General features: G+C 61.7%; 13 protein-coding genes and 1 tRNA gene. 8 read left to right on the plus strand and 6 right to left on the minus strand.

Annotated elements, in window-relative coordinates:
- The first annotated feature begins 125 nt into the window (after positions 1-125).
- Positions 126-1,526 carry a WD40 repeat domain-containing protein gene (locus tag C7S18_RS11245; protein ID WP_106891657.1) on the plus strand — a complete coding sequence of 467 codons (1,401 nt, stop codon included), beginning with the start codon at positions 126-128 and terminating at the stop codon, positions 1,524-1,526.
- A gap of 202 nt (positions 1,527-1,728) precedes the next feature.
- On the plus strand, positions 1,729-5,091 hold the full coding sequence (locus C7S18_RS11250; RefSeq protein WP_106891658.1) for a WD40/YVTN/BNR-like repeat-containing protein: 3,363 nt from the start codon (positions 1,729-1,731) through the stop codon (positions 5,089-5,091).
- Positions 5,092-5,261: 170 nt separating this feature from the next.
- On the opposite strand, the gene C7S18_RS11255 is transcribed toward C7S18_RS11250, so the two are convergent.
- Positions 5,262-6,215 carry a hypothetical protein gene (locus C7S18_RS11255; RefSeq protein WP_170113228.1) on the minus strand — a complete coding sequence of 318 codons (954 nt, stop codon included), beginning with the start codon at positions 6,213-6,215 and terminating at the stop codon, positions 5,262-5,264.
- Positions 6,216-6,680: 465 nt separating this feature from the next.
- Positions 6,681-8,768: a TonB-dependent receptor plug domain-containing protein gene (locus tag C7S18_RS11260; RefSeq protein WP_170113229.1), complete on the minus strand. Its 2,088-nt coding sequence runs from the start codon at positions 8,766-8,768 to the stop codon at positions 6,681-6,683.
- Between the two features lie 270 nt (positions 8,769-9,038).
- Here C7S18_RS11260 and C7S18_RS11265 point away from each other — a divergent pair, with 270 nt between their 5' ends.
- From C7S18_RS11265 to C7S18_RS11290, 6 genes are all read left to right on the plus strand, one after another.
- The gene (locus C7S18_RS11265) at positions 9,039-10,439 is read left to right on the plus strand and encodes a sensor histidine kinase (RefSeq protein ID WP_106891661.1); all 1,401 of its coding nucleotides are present in this window, start codon (positions 9,039-9,041) and stop codon (positions 10,437-10,439) included.
- A complete protein-coding gene (locus C7S18_RS11270) occupies positions 10,436-11,062 on the plus strand; it encodes a response regulator (RefSeq protein ID WP_106891662.1) in 627 nt (208 codons plus the stop codon). Before C7S18_RS11265 ends, C7S18_RS11270 begins: the two co-directional genes overlap by 4 nt.
- Positions 11,062-11,829 (plus strand): NRDE family protein, encoded by a 768-nt coding sequence (locus C7S18_RS11275; RefSeq protein ID WP_240624023.1) that lies wholly within the window; start codon positions 11,062-11,064, stop codon positions 11,827-11,829. The genes C7S18_RS11270 and C7S18_RS11275 overlap by 1 nt, the downstream gene beginning before the upstream one ends.
- On the plus strand, positions 11,829-13,040 hold the full coding sequence (gene hemW / locus C7S18_RS11280; RefSeq protein ID WP_106891663.1) for a radical SAM family heme chaperone HemW: 1,212 nt from the start codon (positions 11,829-11,831) through the stop codon (positions 13,038-13,040). Before C7S18_RS11275 ends, hemW begins: the two co-directional genes overlap by 1 nt.
- A gap of 104 nt (positions 13,041-13,144) precedes the next feature.
- A complete protein-coding gene (locus C7S18_RS11285; RefSeq protein ID WP_170113230.1) occupies positions 13,145-13,708 on the plus strand; it encodes a regulatory protein RecX in 564 nt (187 codons plus the stop codon).
- A 908-nt stretch (positions 13,709-14,616) separates the two neighbouring features.
- Positions 14,617-14,692 (plus strand) — tRNA-Ala (locus C7S18_RS11290).
- 176 nt (positions 14,693-14,868) lie between these two features.
- Here C7S18_RS11290 and C7S18_RS11295 read toward each other — a convergent pair.
- The 4 genes from C7S18_RS11295 to C7S18_RS11310 form a co-directional block, all read right to left on the minus strand.
- A complete protein-coding gene (locus C7S18_RS11295) occupies positions 14,869-15,171 on the minus strand; it encodes a hypothetical protein (RefSeq protein ID WP_106891665.1) in 303 nt (100 codons plus the stop codon).
- Positions 15,164-17,083: a tail fiber domain-containing protein gene (locus C7S18_RS11300; RefSeq protein ID WP_106891666.1), complete on the minus strand. Its 1,920-nt coding sequence runs from the start codon at positions 17,081-17,083 to the stop codon at positions 15,164-15,166. Before C7S18_RS11300 ends, C7S18_RS11295 begins: the two co-directional genes overlap by 8 nt.
- Positions 17,084-18,542: 1,459 nt before the next feature.
- Positions 18,543-21,323, minus strand: coding sequence for a DEAD/DEAH box helicase (locus C7S18_RS11305; protein ID WP_106894002.1), 2,781 nt, complete (start codon positions 21,321-21,323; stop codon positions 18,543-18,545).
- Entirely contained in the window at positions 21,313-23,310 is a 1,998-nt protein-coding gene (locus C7S18_RS11310; protein WP_106891667.1) for an RNA-binding domain-containing protein, read from the minus strand. Before C7S18_RS11310 ends, C7S18_RS11305 begins: the two co-directional genes overlap by 11 nt.
- Positions 23,311-23,317 lie beyond the last annotated feature (7 nt).

The following is a 23,317-nucleotide window of genomic DNA, read 5'->3' on the forward strand; positions in this document are numbered from 1 at the left end:
TTAGCGTGCGGGCTGGCCAGGGAGTGGCGCTTTGGTTCCGGGTTTTTCAGGCAAGTTGCTGACAGGCCGTGGAACCTTCGCCATCCCGACTGGTCCCATTGCGCCTGATCTCCCTGGAAGACACCATGAAAACATTGCTCAAGAGCGGCGCCCTGCTGCTTTCCCTTCTGTCTGGCCTGGTTTCGGCACAGGCGTTGACACCACAGCAACAGCGCCAGATGAAACAAGTGGAGCAGCCGTCCGAACTGGCCAAGGAGCTGGCTCGGGTGATGGACGTGAATGTTCTGATCGGTGCTGCTCAGCAATATGAGTCCAAGTCCGAATGGCGCAATCTGCAAGATGTCTACGAGCGTCTCGTGCAGTTGCGTCCACACGCCGGCACGATCAAATATGAACTGGCTGCGGTCTATGCCCTGCAGGACGAAAAGCGCAAAGCCTATGACGCGCTGATCAATTTGCAGGTCCAGGGCTATGCCTACGACCCGCGCGAAGACAAACGCTTCGAAAAGGTCGCCAGCACGCCGGTTTACGAATACATCCTGAAGAATCTGGATGCCAATCGGGCGCCGTTCGGCGAGGGCAAGGTGGCCATGACGCTGCCTGCGGGCGACCACCTGTACGAATCGTTGGCCTTTGATCCGACCCGTAAGCAGTTTCTAGTTGGTTCGGTTCGTGACGGCAGCATCAGCCTCGCTGATGACACCGGCAAGTTGACCCCGTTCATCTCGGCTACCAAAGAAAACGGCCTGTGGTCGGTGACCGATCTGGCCGTCGATGCACCGCGGAATGCCTTGTGGGTGGCGAGCACAGGCTTGCCGCACCTGAAAGGCATCGCCGATACGGATTTTGGCAAGGCCGGGCTGTTCAAATTCGACTTGAAGACCGGCGCGCTCATCGGCACCTATCTGCTCGATGCCAAGGCCGGGCCGTTCATCCTCAGCGCGCTGGCCGTCAGCAGCAAGGGCGATGTGTTTGTCGCCGATGATGCCGGTCGTCGGATCTTCAACATCGTCGACGGCAAGCTGAACCTCTATGTCTCGAACCCGCGGCTCACGAGCATCCGCGCCATGACATTCAGCCCGAACGGCGAAGTGCTCTACTTCGCCGACTACGACATCGGGATCTTCGCCATTCGCCTCTCCGATCAAAAGGCTATCCCGCTGACGCCATCGAAGAACCTGACCATGCTCGGCATTCAGAGCATGACCGAATGGAATGGCGATCTGATCATCGTCCAGAACGCGTTCCCGCCGGCGCGCATCATGCGGCTGAAACTTCGCGATGATGGCGCTGCGGTGGTCCAGGCCGTGCCGGTTGCAGCGGGGCGCCCAGAGTTCACGTCGCTGAGCCAGACCGCCACGGCCGGCTCCGACGTTTATGTGATCAGCAACAGCCAGAAGGATCAGTACGACCAATACGGCATTCCACGCGATGTCAGCAAGCTCGAACCGGTCAAGATCTTCAAGGCCAATCTGGACGTGACGATCGATCCGCGCGGCGGCCAGGTCCGCCCGTTGGGCGGTTAAGGTCATTCGCTCGGTGCGAAGTCGAGCCTTGACCTGAGCCGGCCCACTGCCCAACGACCATCGATGGGCACTTCCGGACCCCGCTTTTTCAGGTCGACCACCAGCAATCAGCCAAGGCCGGACTATCACTCTCGTCACTGGCTTGGCAGACTGAACGGGCGCAGCATGGCTGCGCCCGTTCCGTTTCTGGCAGGTGACATCCATGACCGAGCACGCCCGAGTCTTCCCCTTTCACGGCAGCCGCATTGCGCTGCTCGTGCTGATGCTCGCCGTCAACGCCTGCACGCAGGCACCCAAAACCGCCGCAGAATCAGCCTCTGAGCCGGAATCCGAGGCCGAACGTGAAACGGCGTCGCGGGACTGGGCCGAGTACCAATGGCAACGTCGGGTCAATCCCGAAACCGGACGCATCGACCCGGATTGGTATCGCCGCGCCGAGCGGCATCGGCAGCAGATGCCTGAGTACAGCACGGTGCTCGGCCGGGAAGTCGCCCACCGCGACCAGGCGAAAGCGGCTGCCCGCTGGGCGTCGCTTGGCCCGACGAATGTCGCCGGCCGGATGCGCGCCCTCGTGTTCGACCCACGCAACGCCAACCGAATGATCGTTGGCGGCGTTTCGGGTGGGCTCTGGGAAACGCAAAATGGTGGGGCGAGCTGGCAACTGCTCAACGATCAGACGGGCAACGTCAATATCGGCGCAATTGCGGTGGATGCGCGCGCACCAGACACCCTGTTTGTCGGCACCGGCGAGCTGTATCGCAACAACGCCCAACCGTATTCGGCAATGTGGGGCCAGGGGATCTATCGCAGTCGCGACGGCGGGCGTACCTTGGTTGCCTTGACTGCGACCGAGAACGACAACTTCCGCTATGTCGCCGATATCCTGATTTCGCGCCACGACCCCAATCGCCTGTACGCCGCGACGAATTCCGGCGTCTGGCGCAGCCGCGATGGGGGCGCCAGCTGGCAGCAGACGCTGCGCCCGAGCAATCCGCAAGGCGTGCTGCTGTATGAAGGGTGCCACGACTTGCAAGAGATCGTTGACGGCGATACCGACGTGATACTGGTCAGCTGTGCGTCGCGATCCCCAAATGATCGCTACTACTTGCCGGGCACCATCTTTCCGGCAGGTTGCGCGAATGGCGCCGCGCCCTGCCCGGCCGCGATCTACCGGAACGCCAATGCGAATGCGAGTGATCAGTGGCAGATAGTGCTGTCCGAGACAGCGATGGGCCGCACGCAGATGGACGCTTCCAAATCGAATCCACAAATCGTCTATGCGCTGTCGGCATCGATCGACCCCGGCCCGGATCGTTCGGGCGATTTCATCGGCGACTACGACAATGGCCTGCACGCCCTGTTCCGCTCCAACGATGGTGGCCGCACTTGGACGGCGCAGGTGCGCAACAACTCCAGCGATTTGCTGAGCACCTACCTGCTGAGTTACGGCGATGGCTTTGACTGGCGTGTGTGCAACCAGGCGGCCGATTACTACAGCGCCGGCTGGTACAACATGGCGCTGGCTGTGGACCCGATTGATCCGAATATTGTCTGGGCCGGCGGCATGGAGCTCTATCGGTCTGATAACGGCGGCGTGACGTTCGGCAAGGCGTCGTACTGGAAGCCATTCCGCGACCCGAGTGGGGCGTTCGGCAATCAAATCTACGGCGTGCACGCCGATCAGCACTTGCTGAAGTTCCACCCCGAATTTGATGGCGTGCAAAATCGCACGCTGTACACCTTGAACGACGGCGGGATCGCCCGCACGGCCAACGCTCGCGGCACGGTCAATCGAGCCGTCAACGCCTCGTGCCTGCCGCAGAACGGCATGGTCAGTTGGGAGGAGATCACGAGTGGCCTGGTGACCGGTCAGTACTACACGGGCACCACAACCCGCAATGGCAGCAAGGTCATGGGCGGTCTGCAGGACAACGGCACGCTGTTGACGCAATCGCCGCCGACGTGGAATCACATCTTCGGAGGCGACGGGGCATCGGTGGCGATCGACCCACGAAACAGCAACGTGCTGTACGTCAGCTACCAGTATGTGAATCTGCGCCGATCGACAGATGGCGGTCAGAGCTTCACACGAGCCACCAACGGCATTCAGGACAACACCGTGTTCATCGTGCCTTATGTGATCGATCAGAACGCCCCCGATCGCCTCTGGCTTGGCGGTACGGCGATGTGGCGAACCAACGATCAGGGCCGCAACTGGACCCGCGCCAGCGCGTACTTCGGCAACAGCTTTGGTCACCGCATCACCGCCATTGCCGTAGCACCCGGCAACAGCAATCGTGTGTTGGCTGGTAATGAATTGGCAATCTATCGGCAAAACGCCGCGACGAGCGCGAACACGAACACCGTCTGGCCAAACAGCAGCCCGCGGACTGGCTGGGTCTCGTCGCTGACATTTGATCCGGGCGACGCCAATATCGCCTATGCGACGTACTCCAGTTTTGGCGGTCGCCATGTTTACAAGAGCACCGACGCTGGCGCGACCTGGGCAGCGATCGACGGCACCGGCGCAACCGCGTTGCCCGATGTGCCCGTGCATGTGCTGGTCGTCGATCCCACCAATCGGCAGCGCTTGTTTGTCGGCACCGATCTAGGGGTCTTCGTCAGTGTCGATGGTGGCGCGAACTGGGCCAGCGAGCACAATGGCTTTGCCAAAGTGATCACCGAACACCTGGCCATTGCCGACCAGGAAAATCCGCCGGCGTTGTACGCGTTTACCTATGGTCGCGGCGTTTGGAAAGCGCCGCTCGGTGACTTCGATGGACTGGCCGACTTCGCGATCGATGCACGCATCTCCGGATCGTTCTTTGATCCCGCTCAGGACGGCCACGGCTTTACCGTTCATGCGAACCAGATCGGCGGCGCACGCACGCTGACCGCGATCTGGTATGTCTATCAGGACGGTCAGCCGATCTGGCTTTATGGCTTCGGCGAATACAGCGGCAACAGCGCCACGTTGACGCTGTACGCCAACACCGGTGCCCAGTTTCCGCCCGCATTTCAGCCGGGCCAGGTGCAGACCTCAGTCTGGGGCACGGCCCGCCTGCGCTTCGATGATCTCAACAACGGGCGCGTGGATTGGACGAGCAGCGTGCCGGGCTTCAGCAATGGCGGGATGAGTTTGCAGCGCCTCACCCAACCCGATCGCAGCGCCGGGAGCAACACCATTCTGGGTTCATGCACGAGCGGCGCTTGGTTTGCGCCGGGCCAGGACGGCCATGGTCTGGTGTTCGAATACCTGGGCGACGGTCGCGCCGCCGCGTCTTGGTATGCGTTCGTCAATGGCCAGCCCGCCTGGTTCAATGGCGTCGGCACGCTTTCTGGCAATGCGGTCGATATCGCCGCCTTCTCGGCTTCCGGCCCGGACTTCCCGCCCGACTATCGCCCAGCCGACCTGCAACGCGCGAGCTGGGGCAATCTGCGCTTCGAGCAACTCGGCGACAATGCCGCCCGGGTTACCTGGCAAAGCACGCAGCCAGGATTTGGATCGGGCTCATTGGACCTCGTGCAGCTCTGGCGGTTGGATGGCTTGACCTGCGCACCCTGATACCGCGCGCCGAACGACCAAGCCCCCGACCCGCGTCTGCCCAGCCGAGAGCATTTCCCGTAGGGGCAGACCCCTGTGTCTGCCCTGCCACGGTCCCCAACGGAAACACCAGGAACAACACAACGTCAAACGGTCTCGTCAGCAACGCCAAACCGCCTTCGCCCACCAGTTCATTCCTTCATCTTCATCGCCACATAGGTGCCATTGCTGATTCCGAGCAAGGTCAGCAATGTGTTGTTGAAGTCCGGCATGCTGATGACCAGCATGACTTGATTGATGAAGACCACGCCAAGCATCCCGGTCCAGATGACGGCCTGCACCCGGTGCACGCTGGCGCCGGTGCCATCGCTGCAGATGTCTTGCAAGAAGTGGCGCATCGTGTGATCGGCCATGGCCATCTTGTCGGCGCTCGGCGTGATCCAGACTGATGCAAAGCTCGTGGCCCCCGACAAGCCGACCAAGATCAACAGGCTGTTCGGAATATGTTCCATGTCATCGAGCAAGCCATACAGCACGGCAAATGTCACCGCCAACAGCACTGCCCAAAACGCCATCTGCGATTTCGCGAGACTGTAGGCGCCATTCGGGTGCACGCGCAGCAGACTGGGATGCTTGAGCGCAAAGAAGAACGCCAGGACCATCGCAATGAATCCCAGAGCGATCGCAATGTAGATCGACGTGACACCGGAGCCCAGAAACGAGATCGCCTGCGCCGCGCCGATGTGCCGTACCGGGTCCTTGCCAATGATCAATCCGAGTTCTACGAGCAACTCGCTATGACGGTCCTCGTGATGCCGAGCGGTGCCCAGAAAATCGTTCCAGGCCTGACGGTTGTCGATGTTCTCGGAATCGCGCGACAGCAAGAACGCGAGCTCCAGGCTCTTGCCCTCGTCGTGGCGGGTCAACGTGGTCGCCATCTGCTTCATGCGCACGCCGTTGAAGACGAGGCCCAAATTGGTCTGGACGACGTTGTTCGCGACGGAGTCACCCGTCTGGTCGTACAGCGCCAGAATCTGCGTCACGCAGGCGCCATCGGCGCGAAGTTTCAGATAGTCACCGAAGTGATAAAGCGGGAGGCGGTCGCCCGGCCGGTTGGGGCGATGCGGACCCGGGAGCAGGCTCAAGTCCGCCGCGACACACTGCGTGGGCACAGCAGTCGGCGGTGCTGCAGTCGGCGGTGCAGCAGTCGTTGGCGCAGTGGTTGGAGCCGCAGGCGAAGCAGTTGGAGTGGCACTGTCGCTGTCTTGGGCCGCTGCTGAGAGCGCGACGAGTACGCTCAGAACACCGAGCAGTAGCGCCGGGAGAAACCTGCCACGAACCTCACTTTCGCTGCCAAGCAACATCGCGAACCCCCATTTCGGAATTTGAGGTCCAGACGTTACACCAGTTTCTCGGGTTCGTGAATCGGTGGCCAGGTCAGGGAGACGCACGGGCCCGGTCAGGGCAGACGCACGAGCCCGGTCAGGGCAGGCTCAGGGGCCCGGTCAGGGCAGACACCGGGGTCTGCCCCTACGGTTTTGACTGGCGCGACCCAACAGGGGGACGCGCCAGCATCGTTGGGGCCGCTTGTTATGGCCGCCCCGCAAACCTCAGAACCGCCAATCCACGCCGAGCACAAAATTACGGCCCACGGCATCAATGCCCGAGCCATGCTCGCGGTATTGCTTGTCGCCGATGTTCTGCACCTGGAAGCTCAGATCCACCGCGTCATTCAGCGCATACACCGTGCCGATGTCCCAACGGGCCCAGCCGCCGGTGCCATTCGGGTCGATGCGCGGATCGCCGAGGTCACGATCGGACAGGCGGTCTTGTGTTGCTGCCGCGAGCACGCCTGCGTTGAACCGCCATTGATCGTCCATCTGCCAGTTCAGATCCAGACTCGCGTTCAGCGGCGCGATGCGGTCGGCTGGCGCCTCGTTGCCATCCAGTTTCTCGGTACCGCGGGTGTAATTCAGGCTGCCATCGAGCCACCAGGCCTCGGCCAGCGTCCAGTTGAAGCCAAACTCGACGCCATACAGCGTCGCTTCGGTCGCATTGACGTTCTGTACTTCGCGGCGCGACCCCACATTGCGGCCGGTGAACACCGTGACGATCTTGTCGTCGTACTGGCTCTGGAACGCATACGCTTCGAAGTCGAACGCGTCGCCATCATGCTTGACACCCACATCCACGCTGACCAGCGTTTCCGGCTTCAGATTCGGATTCGGAATCGCGAAGCGGTTGCTCGGACGGTTGCCGAACTGGCCCACGTCGAAGATGTTCGGGGCACGGAAACCGCGTCCAACATTCGCCACGAGCCGCGTGCCATCAGCCACCGCCACACTGATACCCGTGTGACCACTGAACGCGCTGTTGTCGATCTTGACACCCGCCAACGAACCCTGCCGCGGAATATCCAGATTGAAATCGCTGTACCGACCAGCAATCACCCAATCGACCGAGTCATTGATTTCCCAATCGTCAATCGCGTAGAGTGCCCAGCTTTCCTGCACCGAACCGTTCGGGAAGCGCGCCAGCGCCGTGGTGCCCACGCCCGTGCGAATGTCGACATTGGTGCGGTACGCCTTGACCTTTTCACCGTAAGCCTCGGCGCCCACCGAATAGCGGTGACCACCCTCATTGCTACCACTCAGCAGCACCGAACCACCGGTCATACGATCAGTATTCTGTTCCTGCGCTTCGCTGAATGCGCCGGTATCGCGACTGCGGCGATCATCGCGGATGGCCTGCTTGCCCACCTGCGCCCGAATATTCTGGAACAGGCCGTTGTCCAGGCTGTTTTCCCAGGCCAGCTGCGCAAACGTGCGTTGTTGCGGTTCAAACGTCGCGGTGGCCGACGTGGCCGTCGTCTGACCATAGCCCGGCACCAGTTCGTCGTGGCGATACGTCAGCGGCTGATACGTGTCCTGCACATTCAGCGTGAAGCGGCCAAAATCGTGCGCATCGTACGCCAGCTTGGCGTTGACCGAGTTCGACTCGAACGACGAGAACGGCCGTTCATCGCCGCCACCGATTTCGCGGTTGCCGACATTGATGGTCGTCGCGCTGACTTGCGCGGCAAAATTTTCGCCCTTGCCCGCACCCGAGTAATGCCCAATCCGCAAGGACTGCGCACTGTCGGCCCGGAAGCGCACTTCGTGCCGCATGCTGTGCTCGTCCAGTTCGAGCGGATTCGGCGTCAGCATGTTGACCACGCCACCCATCGCGTCACTGCCGTACAGGCCAGCCGACGGGCCGCGCAGCAGTTCGAGACGGTCCAGCGACTGCCCGTCTACCAGCGCGAAGTACTGGTTCGGCGCGTTGCGGAAGATACCGCTGTTCAAACGGAAGCCGTCGACCAGATGCAGGATTTCCGAGCCCTTGCTACCGCGAATGAACACGGCGGCCTGACCGGGCGTGGTCTGCTGCACAAACGCACCAGGCGTCCCGCGCAGCGATTCGATCACCGTGCCATCGGCTTGGTGCAGCTTTTCCGGTCCAACCACCACGACGGGCGAGGCGATCTTGGCGCTGTCTTCCGGTACCAAGGTCGCCGTGACCTGCACCGCTTCCAGACGATCAGCATCCCGATCGTTCTTCTTGGCCGAGTCAGCGGCGTGCGCGCCGCCCGCCAAAACACTGGCAATCGCGATCGTGAGGAGGTTGCGTGATAATTGTGATGATTGTGTGATCGTCATACGGAGCATCTCGGGGGTTGGGCAAACCAGCGACGCTAGCAAGGGGCGAAACCCGGAAGCATCCGCCTACAGGCGGATTTCAAATCACTTTCTGATCGCAAATCCTTCACATAACCATCCCGTGGCGGACCAGCCCCTACGTCCCGCGACGGATCGCGCTTATGCCGTCACGATCGGCCAAAACGCCCCCAGGTCCCGAGTGTCTTGGCCGGGATTTTCCTCCGCCTCAGGTCGCAGGCACGCGCCGGCTCAAGCTGCGAGAATCGGGAGATGCCCAAACAACTTGGCCTGCTGCCCAAACTCGCGTTCTTTTTTCTGCTGCTGGCGTTACCTGCCTTGCTGCTGCTGGACTTTGTCCGCGCCAGTATCGAGTTCAATGCGCTCACCCGTACGCTCGAATCAGATCAGCTCCGCCGGGAGATTCAGCGCGAGCAGGCGGCGATGGCCCGTCACTTGACCGAGCGCGAACTGGTCGGCCTCGGAACGACCCGTGACCTCGAGCGCTGGGTCCTGCGTCTGGCGCAGCGCAGCCACAAAGTGCTCGGCGACCACGCATTGACATTGGCGGAGCAAAGGCGGCAGCCCATTCGCGCCTTTCTGGTTGACGACCATGGCCAGATCGTTGTCGACAGCCATACCGGCGGCTTCAACAAACAAGCGCATGACTGGCTACTGTCCGAAGCACCCCGAGACGATCCGACCTTGCGCTGGCGGCGCCAGGGCAGCCTGTTCACGTACTTGCATCCGCTGGAAGGCATTCCCGACCGAAGCCTGGTGCTGCAATTCGAATTGGCCACACCCGCCCAGAACTTTTTGAATCGAGCGCGGATCGAGTGGCCGATCATGCTGCTCGATGGTCTCCTGCTGGCCCTCGCATCGGCGTTCTTTCTGCGCGCCTGGGTGATCGCCCGGTTGGCCCGGATGCGCGCCGCCGCGCTGGAATGGCGGCAAGGCAATCTACAGACCCGGATCAATGATCCGAATCGCGACGAAATCGGCCTGATCTCGGAAGAGCTCGACCGGGTCCCGGTCGCCCTGGATGCGCTGATGCAAGCCAATGCAGCGCTGATCGGCGCCGATGAGCGCGCCCGCTTGGCGCGCGATCTCCACGACACGGTCAAGCAGAAGGCCTTTGGACTCGCCATGCAGCTCGCGGCGGTCGAGGGCAACCCGGATCCGGCAGCGCGCAGCAACCTGCTGAAAGAGTGCCGGACCTTGGTCGCCGATATTCAGCGCTCGCTGGTTGAAATCATCGATGACCTCAAACCCGTGGCCGGCGTGCCGTTCGCGGTACGCCTCCAGAACGACATCGAGGCGTGGTCGCGCCGCAGCGGCATCGCTGTATTCATTGACCTCAGCGGCGCCGATTCGGTCGCCCTGACCGATCAAGCCAACCTCAACGCCATTCTGAGCGAAGCCCTGGCCAATGTGCACCGGCACAGCCAGGCGCGACGCGTCGACATTACGCTGATCCGCCAACGCAACGAACTTCAATTCAGTATTGTCGATGATGGCTTGGGCGGCGCCCGCGCCAGCGCGGGTCGTGGCATCGGGCACCTGAATTCACGTGCCGCAGAGCTCCCGAACGGCCACTGTCGCATTGACAGCGACGCGCGCGGCACGCGCATCGACATCCGCTGGACCTTACGCCAAGAGACCAAAACCCCATGAGCATCCGAATCCTGATCGCCGATGATCACCCCATTGTCCGCCGTGGCCTTGCCATGTATCTCGCCCCGCAAGCGGGAATCGAACTGATCGGCGAAGCCGAAGATGCCGAAACGGCCTTGCGCCTGTGCCTGCAACTGAAACCCGATGTACTGCTGCTGGACTTGTTGATGCCCGGCAATGGGATCGACGTGCTCCGCAGCGTGCGGCAGAACAAGCTGCCGATCCGCGTGCTGGTGCTGACGTCGTCCGAGGAACGTGCCCCCGTGGCCGCAGCCTTGCGCGCCGGCGCCGACTCGTATCTGCTGAAAGACAGCGCGCCGGAGTTCGTGCTCGATAGCATCCGCCGCACCGCTGCCGGCGAGACCATCTTCCACCCGCGGATCATGCCGTTGGTCACGTCGGCACTCACCGAAATCTCGGGCGCCGAACAACTGAGTCAGCGTGAACGCGAAGTCCTGATGATGATCGCGGAAGGCGCCAGCAACCAGGCGATTGCGGATAGTCTTGGCATTGGCATCAAAACGGTGAAAACCCACGTGAGCAACATCCTGGCCAAACTTGGCGTTGAAGACCGCACGCAGGCAGCCGTGTTTGCGTGGCGCGAAGGGCTGCAGAAAACCTGATGTGCCTGATCGCGTTTGCCTATCAGGTGCATCCGCTGTACGAGCTGATTCTGATCGGCAATCGCGACGAATTTCATGCCCGTCCGAGCGACGCGTTGCATGCGCATGTGGACGCCCCTGGCGTCTATGGCGGACGCGATGCGCAAGCCGGCGGCGGTTGGCTGCTGGTGCATGCTGCCGGCCGCCTCGTCACTGTGACCAATGTCCGGCATGGCAGTCCGGAGCAGGCCAAGCGCTCACGCGGACAATTGGTCAAAGGCCTGATCACCGACACGCGCCCAGCTGCCGCCCTGCACGCCATTAGTGACGCAGAAGCCAAGCGCTTTGGCCGCTTCAACGCCCTCGCGTTTGATCGCGATGGTTTGAGTTATCTGCGCAATTTTCCGGAGGTCAGCCGAGAGCGCCTGGGCCCTGGTGTCTATGGCCTGTCGAATGGCGCCTTGAACACGCCATGGCCCAAGGTCGCACGCACGCGCAGCGCCTTGGAGGCGTGGTTGGATCGCGGCGACGCCGACCCCACCGCATTGCTCGATATACTGAAGCACCAACAGCAGTTTGCCGATGCCGAATTGCCCGATACCGGCGTGGGCTTGGAGTGGGAACGCCTGCTGTCTTCGCCCTTCATTGTCGGCGAGCATTACGGCACCCGGGCCAGCTCGCTCGTGTTGGTCGGCCGCGACCAGATCCGTTTCATCGAACAAAGCTTTGGCCCGAATGCCACGCCGCTCGGCCAACGAGAGTTGTTGATCGCTCGTGAACCGGCATAATGCCGGCCATGCAACCCGCTGCGATCCCCCTCTCACTCTACGTGCACATTCCCTGGTGTGTGCGCAAATGCCCCTACTGCGACTTCAATTCGCACGAACGTCAGGACGATGCCGAGCCGCAATACGTTGCCGCGTTGATTCAAGACGTCGTCCAGGAGTGTGTGCGCGTGCCGAGCCTGGCCGAGCGCGATATCGTCTCCGTGTTCTTTGGCGGCGGCACCCCGAGCCTGTTTTCGGGCGCGAGTATCCAGACCATTCTCGATGGCATGCGCCGCCAGTTGCGCTTTGCCAGCGATTGCGAGATCACCCTCGAAACGAATCCCGGCACCGCTGAGTACGACCGCTTCGAGGCGTATCTGGAGGCCGGCGTCAATCGCCTGAGCTTTGGCATTCAGAGCTTTGATCCCGCCAAGCTCAAGCGCCTGGGCCGCATTCACGACGAGCAACAAGCCCGGGCGGCAGTCCGCGCGGCCCAACGTGCCGGCTTTGCCAACATCAATCTGGATCTGATGTATGCACTGCCCGAACAGACCTTGGCCGGCGCGTTGCAGGATGTCGCCGAGGCCATCGCGCTTGGCCCGATCCATTTGTCGCACTACCAACTCACCTTGGAGCCGAACACACTGTTTGCCGCGAAGCCACCGCCGCTACCCGACGACGACTTGGCCTACGACATGCAACTGGCTTGCCAGGATGCCATGGCGGCCGCGGGCTTTACCCAATACGAAGTTTCAGCCTACGCCGCGGCAGGCCGACAAGCGCGCCACAACCGCAACTATTGGCAGTTCGGCGACTACATCGGGCTCGGCGCCGGCGCCCATGGCAAACTGACGCTGCCGGACGGGTCGATCATCCGCAGTGCGCGCAAGAAACTGCCGCGCAGCTATTTGAACGGCATCGCCACGAATCATGTGCTCGCCGAGTGGCAGGCGATTCCGAAGCATCGACTGCCATTCGAGTTCATGTTGAACGCGTTGCGGTTGAACGAGGGCTTTGCGGTGGCGCAGTTTGCCCAACGCACCGGCCTGCCATGGTCTGACATTCAGCCGCAGATCGATTCGGCGATTGCCGATGGCTTGCTGGAGCTCGCTGCCGAACCGCACGGCACCCTGTGCCGTCCCACCGAACTCGGCCGTCGATTCCTGAACGATCTGATCGAACGATTTCTGCCGGACGAATCGCCACCTAGCGATGCGATCGCTACGCGCTGAATGCGAAGTTGAGGGGGCGCCAAATGACGCGGCGGCAAGCCCCTCGCCGCTTGCACCAATGCCGCCAAGCGACCAACATTGCCGCTTCGTCGATCATTGTCACCATGCGCCCTCGCAAACCCAGCTCGCCTAAAGAACAAGCCCTGCGTCTGCTCGCCCGCCGCGAACACTCGGCGAAAGAGCTCGCGCTAAAACTGAAGCGCAAGTCGCGCGAATCGGTGGTATCCGACACGCTCGGTGCCGACGAATTGAGCCCGGAACTCGAAGCGCTGATGGACACCCCGCGTGCGCCGCAGCCCATCAATACCGACGCCCTGATCAGCGAACTGCAGGCCGACCAATACCAGAGCGATGAACGCTTTGCCCGCGCGCTGGTTCGCCGCCGCGCGAGCGATGGCTATGGCCCCGTTCGGATCCGCGCCGAATTGAAGACGCACGGCATCGCCGGCCCAGTGATCGAACAAGCGTTCAACGAGGCGGAAGTGGATTGGAGCGAGCAATTGGATCGCCAAGTGCAACGCCACCTCAAACTCGTACAAGGCAGCCGCCAAGAACAACTCAAGTTGGCAGCGAAACTGCAACAACGTGGATTTGCCGGTGATCAGATTCGAGGCGCCATGCGCCGGGCGGCGGCTGGGTCAGACGACAGCGACGGGTTCGACGACTGACCCGATAGAAGCGCGACTTTTGGGAGGGCCTTCAGGCCCGAACCAATCTGGCCGCAAGCCCCGTTCGCCTTTTTGTGGGAGGGCCATCAGGCCCGAACCAATCTGGCCGCCGGCTTGATTCGGAGCCAAACCCGATCTCGTCAAACACGCCGTAACCCATTGGTTTTGCTAACCAATAGATTGCGAACGGTGGCGATTCTGACCGCAAGTAGCCCCCTCCCCAACCCTCCCCCGCGATCGCGGGAGAGGGAGCGCTCACGCTCCTACGTGAGTGTGAGAGGGCTGGGGAGAGGGCTACTTGCCACACAGTGCCGTCGTAAAAATCGCGCATCGTCGCCGAGAGTTTGATGCGCGAATAAGCGCACCAAAAGCGGCGGCTCCCTCTCCCACGCGAGTGGGAGAGGGCTGGGGAGAGGGCTACTTGCCACACAGTGCCGTCGTAAAAATCGCGCATCGTCGCTGACAGTTTGATGCGCGAATAAGCGCACCAAAAGCGGCGGCTCCCTCTCCCACGCGAGTGGGAGAGGGCTGGGGAGAGGGCTACTTGCCACACAGTGCCGTCGTAAAAATCGCGCATCGTCGCTGACAGTTTGATGCGCGAATAGGCGCACCAAAGGGGCGGCTGGACTCCCACGCGAGTGAGAGAGGGCTACTTGCCACACAGTGCCGTCGTGAAAGTCGCGCATTGTCACTGACAACTTGGTGCGCGAATATGCGCACCTTCGGTGCGACCAAAACGCCGACCAGACGCGTCGCTCCAAACCGTCCCTACGGCACAACCCCAAAATATCCCTGCGGCCCAGCATCGGTCGAATACCCGCGCCCGACTTGCCCCAACCAACCGCCACCAGTATGATCCAAGGCTGACAACGCCAGACCAGCCCCCCAGGCCCTGGCCATAATCAAATGGGGCGATAGCTCAGCTGGGAGAGCGCCGCGTTCGCAATGCGGAGGTCGGGAGTTCGATCCTCCTTCGCTCCACCAAACTTTGAACATTAGCCGGCCCACCAGGCCGGCTTTTTTGTTGCCTCAACGATCAGATCCCGCACGCAAGCCACCGCGTTCCACAAGCGCCAGAACGGCACTCGTTTGGCACGATTGACGCAAACACGTCATCCAACCTGACCCCGCGCCTGGAACGGCCCACCAAGTCCGGGCGTCTACTCAAAACCGTCCTGAAACATGGCATCGGTCGGTGCCGCACAAGCCGCAAGCGTCGCATCCAAGCTTTTGATCTGATAGCGCGCGCTTGCCTCTGGTGCAAACGAATCGCCTTGAAGCGTACCCGACACCACGAATCGCGCCGATGTCGGCAATGCTTCAACCTCGCGCTGCACTTCCCCAGTCACGCGATACCGGGATGGCGGCTCCGCACAAACCGGCAGCACGACGCCCAGAGCAAGCAAGCTGGCCGCCCTCAAGACCAACCATCGCGATTGCCAAGCGGAACCATGCTCACTCATGACCGGCCGCCTCGACCAGATCGTCAAGACGCGAACGAATCGACTCAAGCTCCTGCCGCAACAATTGCTGCTCACTCACCAACGCGGCATTCTCGGCTGCCAACTTCTCGTTGAGCCCCTGAATCGCCGCCAAGGCCTCGCCATCGGCGTCGATCGTGTTGATCCCTTTGTCGGTGCTACCCACCGAAAACGCCGCCATGAAATCCTGCGCCATGGGGCCGATATGCCGAACGTCTCCGGGCTGCGCCTTGTACTGCCAAGAGCTGATTGGCATCTGCACGACTCGCTCCAGAATGCTGCGCGCATCAACCGGTTCGATGGCGGTTTTGGCATGCCGATCCGACAAAGACGTGAACGCTCCATCTCCCGGCGCCATGGCGACGCCAGAGTTGGCGCCCGTCGTGTTGGAACGAATAAAGACGCTGCCATCATTCGCCAGCGACATACGACGCACAGGTGGGCCACCGTTGTAATGATCGATATAGAAGCCCGAATCGTTCGCCCCCGTACCATCGCCGGCGCTGAATAGAATGCCGCGGTTCGTAGAGCGTTGCTTCAGCCAGATATTGCTGGTCTCCGAACCCGTTGCATTGGCTTGGATCATCATCTCCACATTGGGGACAACGGGTGCGGCGTTAATACCAACGCCACCTTGCGCGCGGACGATAAACTGATCGGAGCCGCTGGTGACGAAATCTGAGGACTGGCTATCTGCCCAGGCAAAGCTCCCGGAATCACCTCCGGGCGTCGTAGGCACGAAGGCACAGCTGTCCTGATCATTGCCTGTTGGCGGTCGCACCTTCGCCCGATTGCCGCCGGCAAATGAACGTGTCGCGCCAGCGCAATTTCCGAAGCCGCCTGAGACGAAACTGTAGAGACCCATCGCGGTATTCACTTCGCCGCCCGCAATGGCGCTGCTGTTGGCACGAGCCACATTGTTGATACCACCGGCGACGACCGAATAAGCCCCCAATGATTCGTTTAGAGTGCCGCCACCGACCGATGCGCGATAGCCGGTGGCGATATTGCTGGCACCACCCGAAATGGCACTGCCGCTGCCAGAAGCGAAGTTCGATTCGCCGCCTCCGATCGCGCTCACATAGCCAACCGCTCTGTTGAGGTAGCCGCCCGGCACAACCGCAGCGGACCCCGTTGCCTCATTGGCCAACCCGCCACCAATGGCGGCGAACGGCGACTCGCTCAGGGTGTCATCATTGTCGCCGACCGTATTGCCATAGCCACCAGACACGGTGCCATAGTGATCACTGACAATATTTGGGGCTTCGTTTGCGTATTGCGGATCGCTGGTGCCAGTAGGAACGCCACCACCCGCGATCACCGCGCCACGAACGCCGGGCGAAACGACATTCGCCGAACTCCCGCCAATCATATTGGCCGTGATCGGCACCGCCGGCGCGCCAAACACCTCACCACTCGGCTCAATCCGCAAACTCTGCACATTCGCGGTTTTCAACACCAAAGGCTGTGCATCGATGGTGCCGAGAAAGTGCGTGGCGGGGTTGCTGCCAGAGTCCCCCGTCGTCGACCAACACTGCCCGATCGTGTTGCCGAGCAAAGCCTTGGATCGCCCCGGCGTCGCCTCAAACGCGGCCAAATCGTTGTCGCGAACCTCGACACCGACCCACAGTTCTGCACTGATCGCCGAGGGCCCTTCGAACGAAAGTGTGAAACTACCATTGCTCACCACCACGTCCTCAAACGTCATGGGACTAGCGAGCGCTTTCCCACTGACCGCATCCGCATGCAACGTCAGCCGCAAGTCATACCGACCATTGGCCGGCTGCCCCTGGTCCGACAACTGACCGCGGTAGGTAAACGCATTGGCAGAGACCCCAACACTGGCAAGCGCAAGCGTGATCCCAAGGGCGAGACGATGACAAGACAAACGCATGGAATGCTTCCTGGTTCATGACCTGAAATGAGGTCGTTACCAGGGGATACGGAGCGAGTGGCGAGAACCCGCCAACCCAAAACACAACACTCGCCGCACCACAAAGCCCCACCGCCCGTTTTCGTCATCCTGGAAGCCGCGCAGCGGATTCCGGGATCCAGGGCAACCTCGCCACAGTCCACCAACAAGCAACAACCAATACCAGCCGCACCACAAGGCCGCACCGCCCTAATTACCGTCATCCTGGAAGCCGCGCAGCGAATTCCGGGATCCAGGGCAAGCTCGCCGCAGTCCACCCACAAGCCCTACGGCGCCAGCCGCACCGTACACCAACACCTCCTATTGTCGTCGCCCCGGACTTGATCCGGGGCGGGTTTCAAACTCACGAAAAGGTGACGGATATGGCACCGAATGCGCCGCCACGCGCCACATACCCACGCATCAACCAACAGGGCCGCGCCACCAGCCACACCACAAACCCTCACACCCCATTGCCGTCATCCTGGAAGCCGCGCAGCGGATTCCGGGATCCAGGGCAACCTCGCCACAGCCCACAAACAAGCACCAACCGGCACCAGCCGCACCGCGCCGCTACAACCGCTACTGTCGTCACCCCGGACTTGATCCGGGGTGAGGTTCAACCTTGCGAAATACCGTCGGAACCGCCTCGACAAGACCAGCAGAACCAACCGAGCAACACCAACCAAGACGCAATACTTCACGCCCAATTGTCGTCATCCTGGAAGCCGCGCAGCGGATTCCAGGATCCAGGGCAATCTCGCCGCAGCCCACAAACAAGCACCAACCGGCACCAGCCGCACCGCGCCGCTACAACCTCTACTGTCGTCACCCCGGACTTGATCCGGGGTGAGGTTCAACCTTGCGAAATACCGTCGGAACCACCTCGACAAGACCAGCAGAACCAACCGAGCAACACCAACCAAGACGCAATACTTCACGCCCAATTGCCGTCATCCTGGAAGCCGCGCAGCGGATTCCGGGATCCAGGGCAATCTGGCGACACGCAACGGACTTCGAGACCAGCAACGGCCTGCTTGCCTCAAACCCCCATCCCCCCCTTGCCGTCGCTCCGGCGCAGGCCGGAGCCCAGGACAATCTTGCGATAGCGCCCCGTGCGTTCATCGGCCGCAAGAATCAGCACCTTCCGCCCAATTCCCTGGAGCCCAGTTCAAGTCCGGAGTGACGACGCATCATTCGAGAGCGCTTGCCGCAGTGCTGAAACCCCCATTGCCGTCATCCTGGAAGCCGCGCAACGGATTCCGGGATCCAGGGCAACCTCGCCGCAGCCCACCAACAAGCGCCGGCCGTCGCGAGCGGTTCCGGACACACTAGCACTGCATTTTTGGTCATCCTTGCTCAGGCGCCGCGGGCACGCAAATCTTGCGGAAGGCATCGACGACCAGCGTTGAGCGCTGATCGATTGAGCATTTGTACATCCTCACTCATCCCGACCAACGATCTCGACGTAGCCGATCAGCTCCGCCGAATAGCTGCCATCTCCATCTGCGGCTCCCTTGTGCTTCAGTTCTCGCAGGAGGGTCGGTTCAACGGCGTGGGTGAACAGATCTATCCGGTGCTCGGGCCTGAAGATCGGCGAGGCGGGCGGTGCTTGCAGGTACATCTCGCACAGGCGCTCGACCACGGGAATTCGCGTGCCATCATGCTTGACGGCGATAGGCTGCACCACCGCGCGGCGTTCGCCCCTGCCGGCCGATGCCTCGACCATCCACAGCGACAGCAGCACAGGCTCTTCCACGTCGCCGAACACGGCGATGCCGACTTCCTCCGGCGGCACGCTGCGCCAGCGGCCCAACTCTTCCTGCACAAAGGGGTGATCCAAGCCCATCAGTTGCAGATCATCGTGATTGGTGGCGGCTTCGCGGCTAAGGGTGAAGCGGGCGCGGCGCGTGCCATCAACGGTGACGAGGTCGTAGGTCGCATCGTCCACCTTGACCAGCTTCTGCTGCTGATCCGCGACCGCCGCAGAGAGGAAGCGCACCAGTCGATCCAAGCTGGACGACACGTCCGAGAAGGGCTTGTAGTCGTCAAGGCTGAAGCCGTCGAGGTCTTGGAACAGGTCGAACACCACCTGCCGCGCTTCGCGGGAGTTCGACAGCGCCGCCTCCAACTCCACCTGCGTGCGTTTCAGTTCCGGGTCCGACAGGGCTTCCTGGTACAGCCGGTCGTAGTTCAAGCGTTCCGACAACTGCCCCAGAATCTGCGCGCGCAGGTCTTCCGCCACATTGCCCTGGTCATCAACCTTGCCTACCGTGCGCGCGATCTCGGCGAGCTTTTCGTCGAGCATCAGAAAGATGCGGCCTTCGATGGTGTCGGACAGCACGAGGTTGTAGACCTGCGCGGTGTGGCTCTGGCCGTAGCGATGGATGCGCCCAATGCGCTGCTCCATGTCCATCGGATTCCACGGCAGGTCGAAATTGAACAAGACGCGCGCGAACTGCAGGTTGATACCTTCGCGTCCCGCCGCCGTGCACACCAGCACGCGCGGGCCATCCTTCAGGCGGAAGCGCCGCTCCGCCGCTACCTTCGCGCCGTGGTCGCCACCGCGCAGCACGGCTACACCCTGACCGGGGAAGGTCTGCTCAATCTCGCGGGCGATCATGTCCACCGTGCCGAGGTAGGTGGCGAAGATCACGATCTTCTCGTTGGCGTTCCGCCGCCACAGCGTGCCCAAGCCGTCGAGCAGCTTTTGCATTTTCGTCTCACGTTCGGCCGGGAACACCCGCAGCAGGTCGCCGATGCGCAGGCGCTCCTCCGGCAGATGCAGATCCACCACCGCTGAAGCAGCTTCTTCCGCGTGCGTGGCCGAATACTCGCTGCCGTAGGGGTCTGAGGCCATCTCCAGTGCCTCCTCGTCCAGCTTCTTGACCAGCCGGTACTTCAGATCGGCCAGCACGCGGTCCACCTCGCTGCGCCCGATGCTGTCACGCGCTAGGCCAAACTCCTCGTGGATCAGCTCGCGCGCTTCATCGGTCAGGCGCTCGCGGCCTTCGATGTCGAGTTCCTTGTCGCGCAGAAACGCCTCGTGCAGCGTCAGCATCAACAGGCGGCGCTTGAGTGTGCGGCGCACGGCCGCAAAGCTCGATGCCGCTATCTTCTGGAAGATTGCCATCAGGAAGCCCAGCGCACGACCCCGGCTCCCTTGGCGGCGCGCGAGGTCGAATCCATCCTCCAGGTACTCCCGCAGCTTCTCGTAGAACAGCCGCTCGGCTTGGTTCATCACGAAGGATTCGGTGTGAACCCATCGCCGCGCAAACAGTGGTGAGCCATCAGGCTGACAGGCGTCGGCCTTGGTGCGGCGAAACATCACGGTGTTGAGCCGGTGCCGCTCGTCCAACATCTCCTCGGGGCTGCGAAACAGCGTCGGGTTCAGCAGTTGTGCCAGCATCCAGAACTGGAAGTGATTGCCCTGGTGAGGCGTGGCCGACAGCAGCACGAGGTCGCGGGAGTGATCTTTCAGCGCCTCGGCCAGCCTGTAGTTCTCGGTCTTGCGCACTTTGCCGCCAGTCTTGTAGGCGGTGAGGTGGTGCGCTTCGTCGAAGACCACCAGATCCCAGCGCGGCGCGTCCAGAAGGCGTTTGATGCGCGCCGGGCGCTTCAAGGTGTCGATGCTGGCGATCAGCCGGTCGTGCTTGGCGAAGGCATTGGTCTTGCGGTCGGTAATGTCGCCTTCAGAGCCGAACACTTCGAAGTCGAGGTTAAACACCTCGTTTAACTCCCGGTGCCAGTTGTTCACGAGTCCTGCAGGTACCACCATCAAGGCTCGAGTCAGTTCGCCCCGGCTGGCCAACTCGCGCAGGATCAACGCGGTTTCGATTGTCTTGCCCAAACCCACCTCGTCGGCGATCAGGTAGCGCCGGGGTGAGGCGGTGGCAATGCGGTGGGTCAGCACCACCTGATGCGGCAGCAGGTCGATCTTGGCCGAGGTCAGTGCCGAGGCACTTTCCATCACCGGCAGCGCGTGCGCCTCGTAGGACAGCCATGCCTTGCGCGACCGCTCCGCACCGCCATCCACGGCGCGCAGGATGCGCTCGGTGCGCGTGAGTTCCCGCCGGAGCGACGCCACCGGCACCCGGCGTTCGCCAACGCCAAAGAACGCGCGCAGATAGCCGTCACGCGCCGGGTCGAGGACGACACCCTGGCCGTACTCGTGGTGGGTTATGCGTTCGCCGGGTTGAAGCGGGGCGTGGCTATCCAGCATGCCCATCCCCGGCGAGCCTAGCGAGGGCCTCTTTGAATCGTCCCTCCGTGGGGTCAATCTCTACCGCCTGCTCGAAGGCGGCACGAATCTCGTGCTTCGGCGCCCGGCTCCATTTCAGGACGCGCCCCAAGTCGAACCAAGCCCAAGCCCGCCGGGTACGCGGCGCGTCCATCTGCACCACGCGACGGAGCATTTCCTCGGCCTCTCCGAGCTGGCGCCGGTAGGCCGCTTTGTTGCCAGAGGGGCCACTAGGGTGAACTTTCTCGGCCAACTTCATCTTTACCTGAGCAAACTCATGCAGCGCCTTCACATCAGCAGCAACCGCATCCCCCGCAACTTTGAAGTAGCTATGCGCCTTCTCGAGGCGACCCGCACGTTTCTCTTGAATAGCTGCTTCGAAGGCTTCTTCCACGGCATCTAGCATCGGAAGACGGTCAAGCCAATTGGTTGCATCTTTCTGGCGGTTATTATCTAAGTATGCAGCGGCGATCTGCGTGATAATTGCGGCGAGATTCGCGCTTGCGTTGACACTTCTGACCATCTCATAAACATCTTCTGCGGCATGGGTGTCTCCGCGAGACAGCTGCTCCTTCACTAGCTCGACGGCGACCGCCACCGCGCCAGGGTGACGAGAATGAGCCTCCTGCAAGCGCCTTAGAGCTCCTGCGTTGTCGCCGACTGCGCGTAGATTTGCCACGTCTTGGATAGCCAGAATTGCCTGGTACTCGGGGTGCGCAGGCAATGTAACCCGGAAGTAGCTGCGATCTGCGTCGAAGTCGAAGCGCGGTGGATCTGAGCCGTTCTGGGTCATAGCGCGGCGGACCTTGGGTATTCCTGTTCCACGCCCTTCCGCCAATCGCAACTCTTTCAGCAGCTCGCCGACCCGACGATTCCTGGCGGGTACGGGCGGGATCGGCGACTTGCCATCCAGGTGCGCCTGTTCGATGCCAGGAGCGGGGCCGGGATAGCTGATGATCTCCAGCCGATCGGAATACAAATACACCTTGATCGGCTCTGTGACGCCTTCGTATGAGCGGTGATACACGGCGTTTACCAAAGCTTCGCGGAGCGCAAGCGAAGGAAAACTCACCCAGTGCGATGCCTTCGATGTTCTCGGCAATTTCTGGATCAGACGTGCAGACAGGCTTTCGAGGTAGGACAGACACTCCCGCAACTGTTCGTGAATGGGGCGCTTCCCGAAAGTTTTCTCTTCCAGTAAGTTGCCAGCTGCGTCGTCGGCAAACTGGACCACCTCGATTCGAGCACCAGGAAACCACTGTTCCGGGTCCTGGCTGAAGAACAGCAGCCCAATGTTGCGCGGTGCATCGTGTCCGTTTACCGGTTCGGCGACGCGCAGGCTGCGATACAGGCTGCGAGTATCCTGTTCTTCCACCAATCCGCTACCGACATCGTGCAAGAACTCACGTACCTTCGTCTCACGGATGTCCAGCACGCTAGCCTGCAAGGCGCGACGGTCATCGAAGGGAACGCGCGCCGTCAACTGCATGAGTTGAGTCTTCAGTTCCGGCTGGCGGTCGGCATCCACGCTGCTGGACTCGATCCGTATGTAATACCTGCGTTGCGCACCTCTGCTGGAATCTTCCGGAGCCCGGTGCGGACGAATCTGGCTGCCCGGAACCCAGATCACTAGCAGGTGCTTGCCGTCAACCACCTCGGGCGAAAAAACTGGCTGATAGACAGGGTCTATGGTGTTGCAGCGTCCACGAATCCAACGCTGCGCTTCGTCTAGCTCGGCAGGTGTTAGGCCCTTGGGCGGCAGCACGGCGGCACCGTCAGCTTCGGCAACGCCAATCACGATGTAGCCTCCGTTGAGGTTCTGAAAATCGTTTGCATAGGCGCAGATGGTGCGGATCACCTGATCTCTAGTGAAATCCTCGTTCCACGATGCCTTGAACTCTACACGCGAAGACTCAACCCCCTGGAAATACAGCAGGTCTTGAAGATTGATCGGAAGAATTGAAGCCATAAGGTGG

Origin of the sequence: Ahniella affigens, assembly GCF_003015185.1 — a bacterium.
Classification (GTDB): domain Bacteria; phylum Pseudomonadota; class Gammaproteobacteria; order Xanthomonadales; family Ahniellaceae; genus Ahniella; species Ahniella affigens.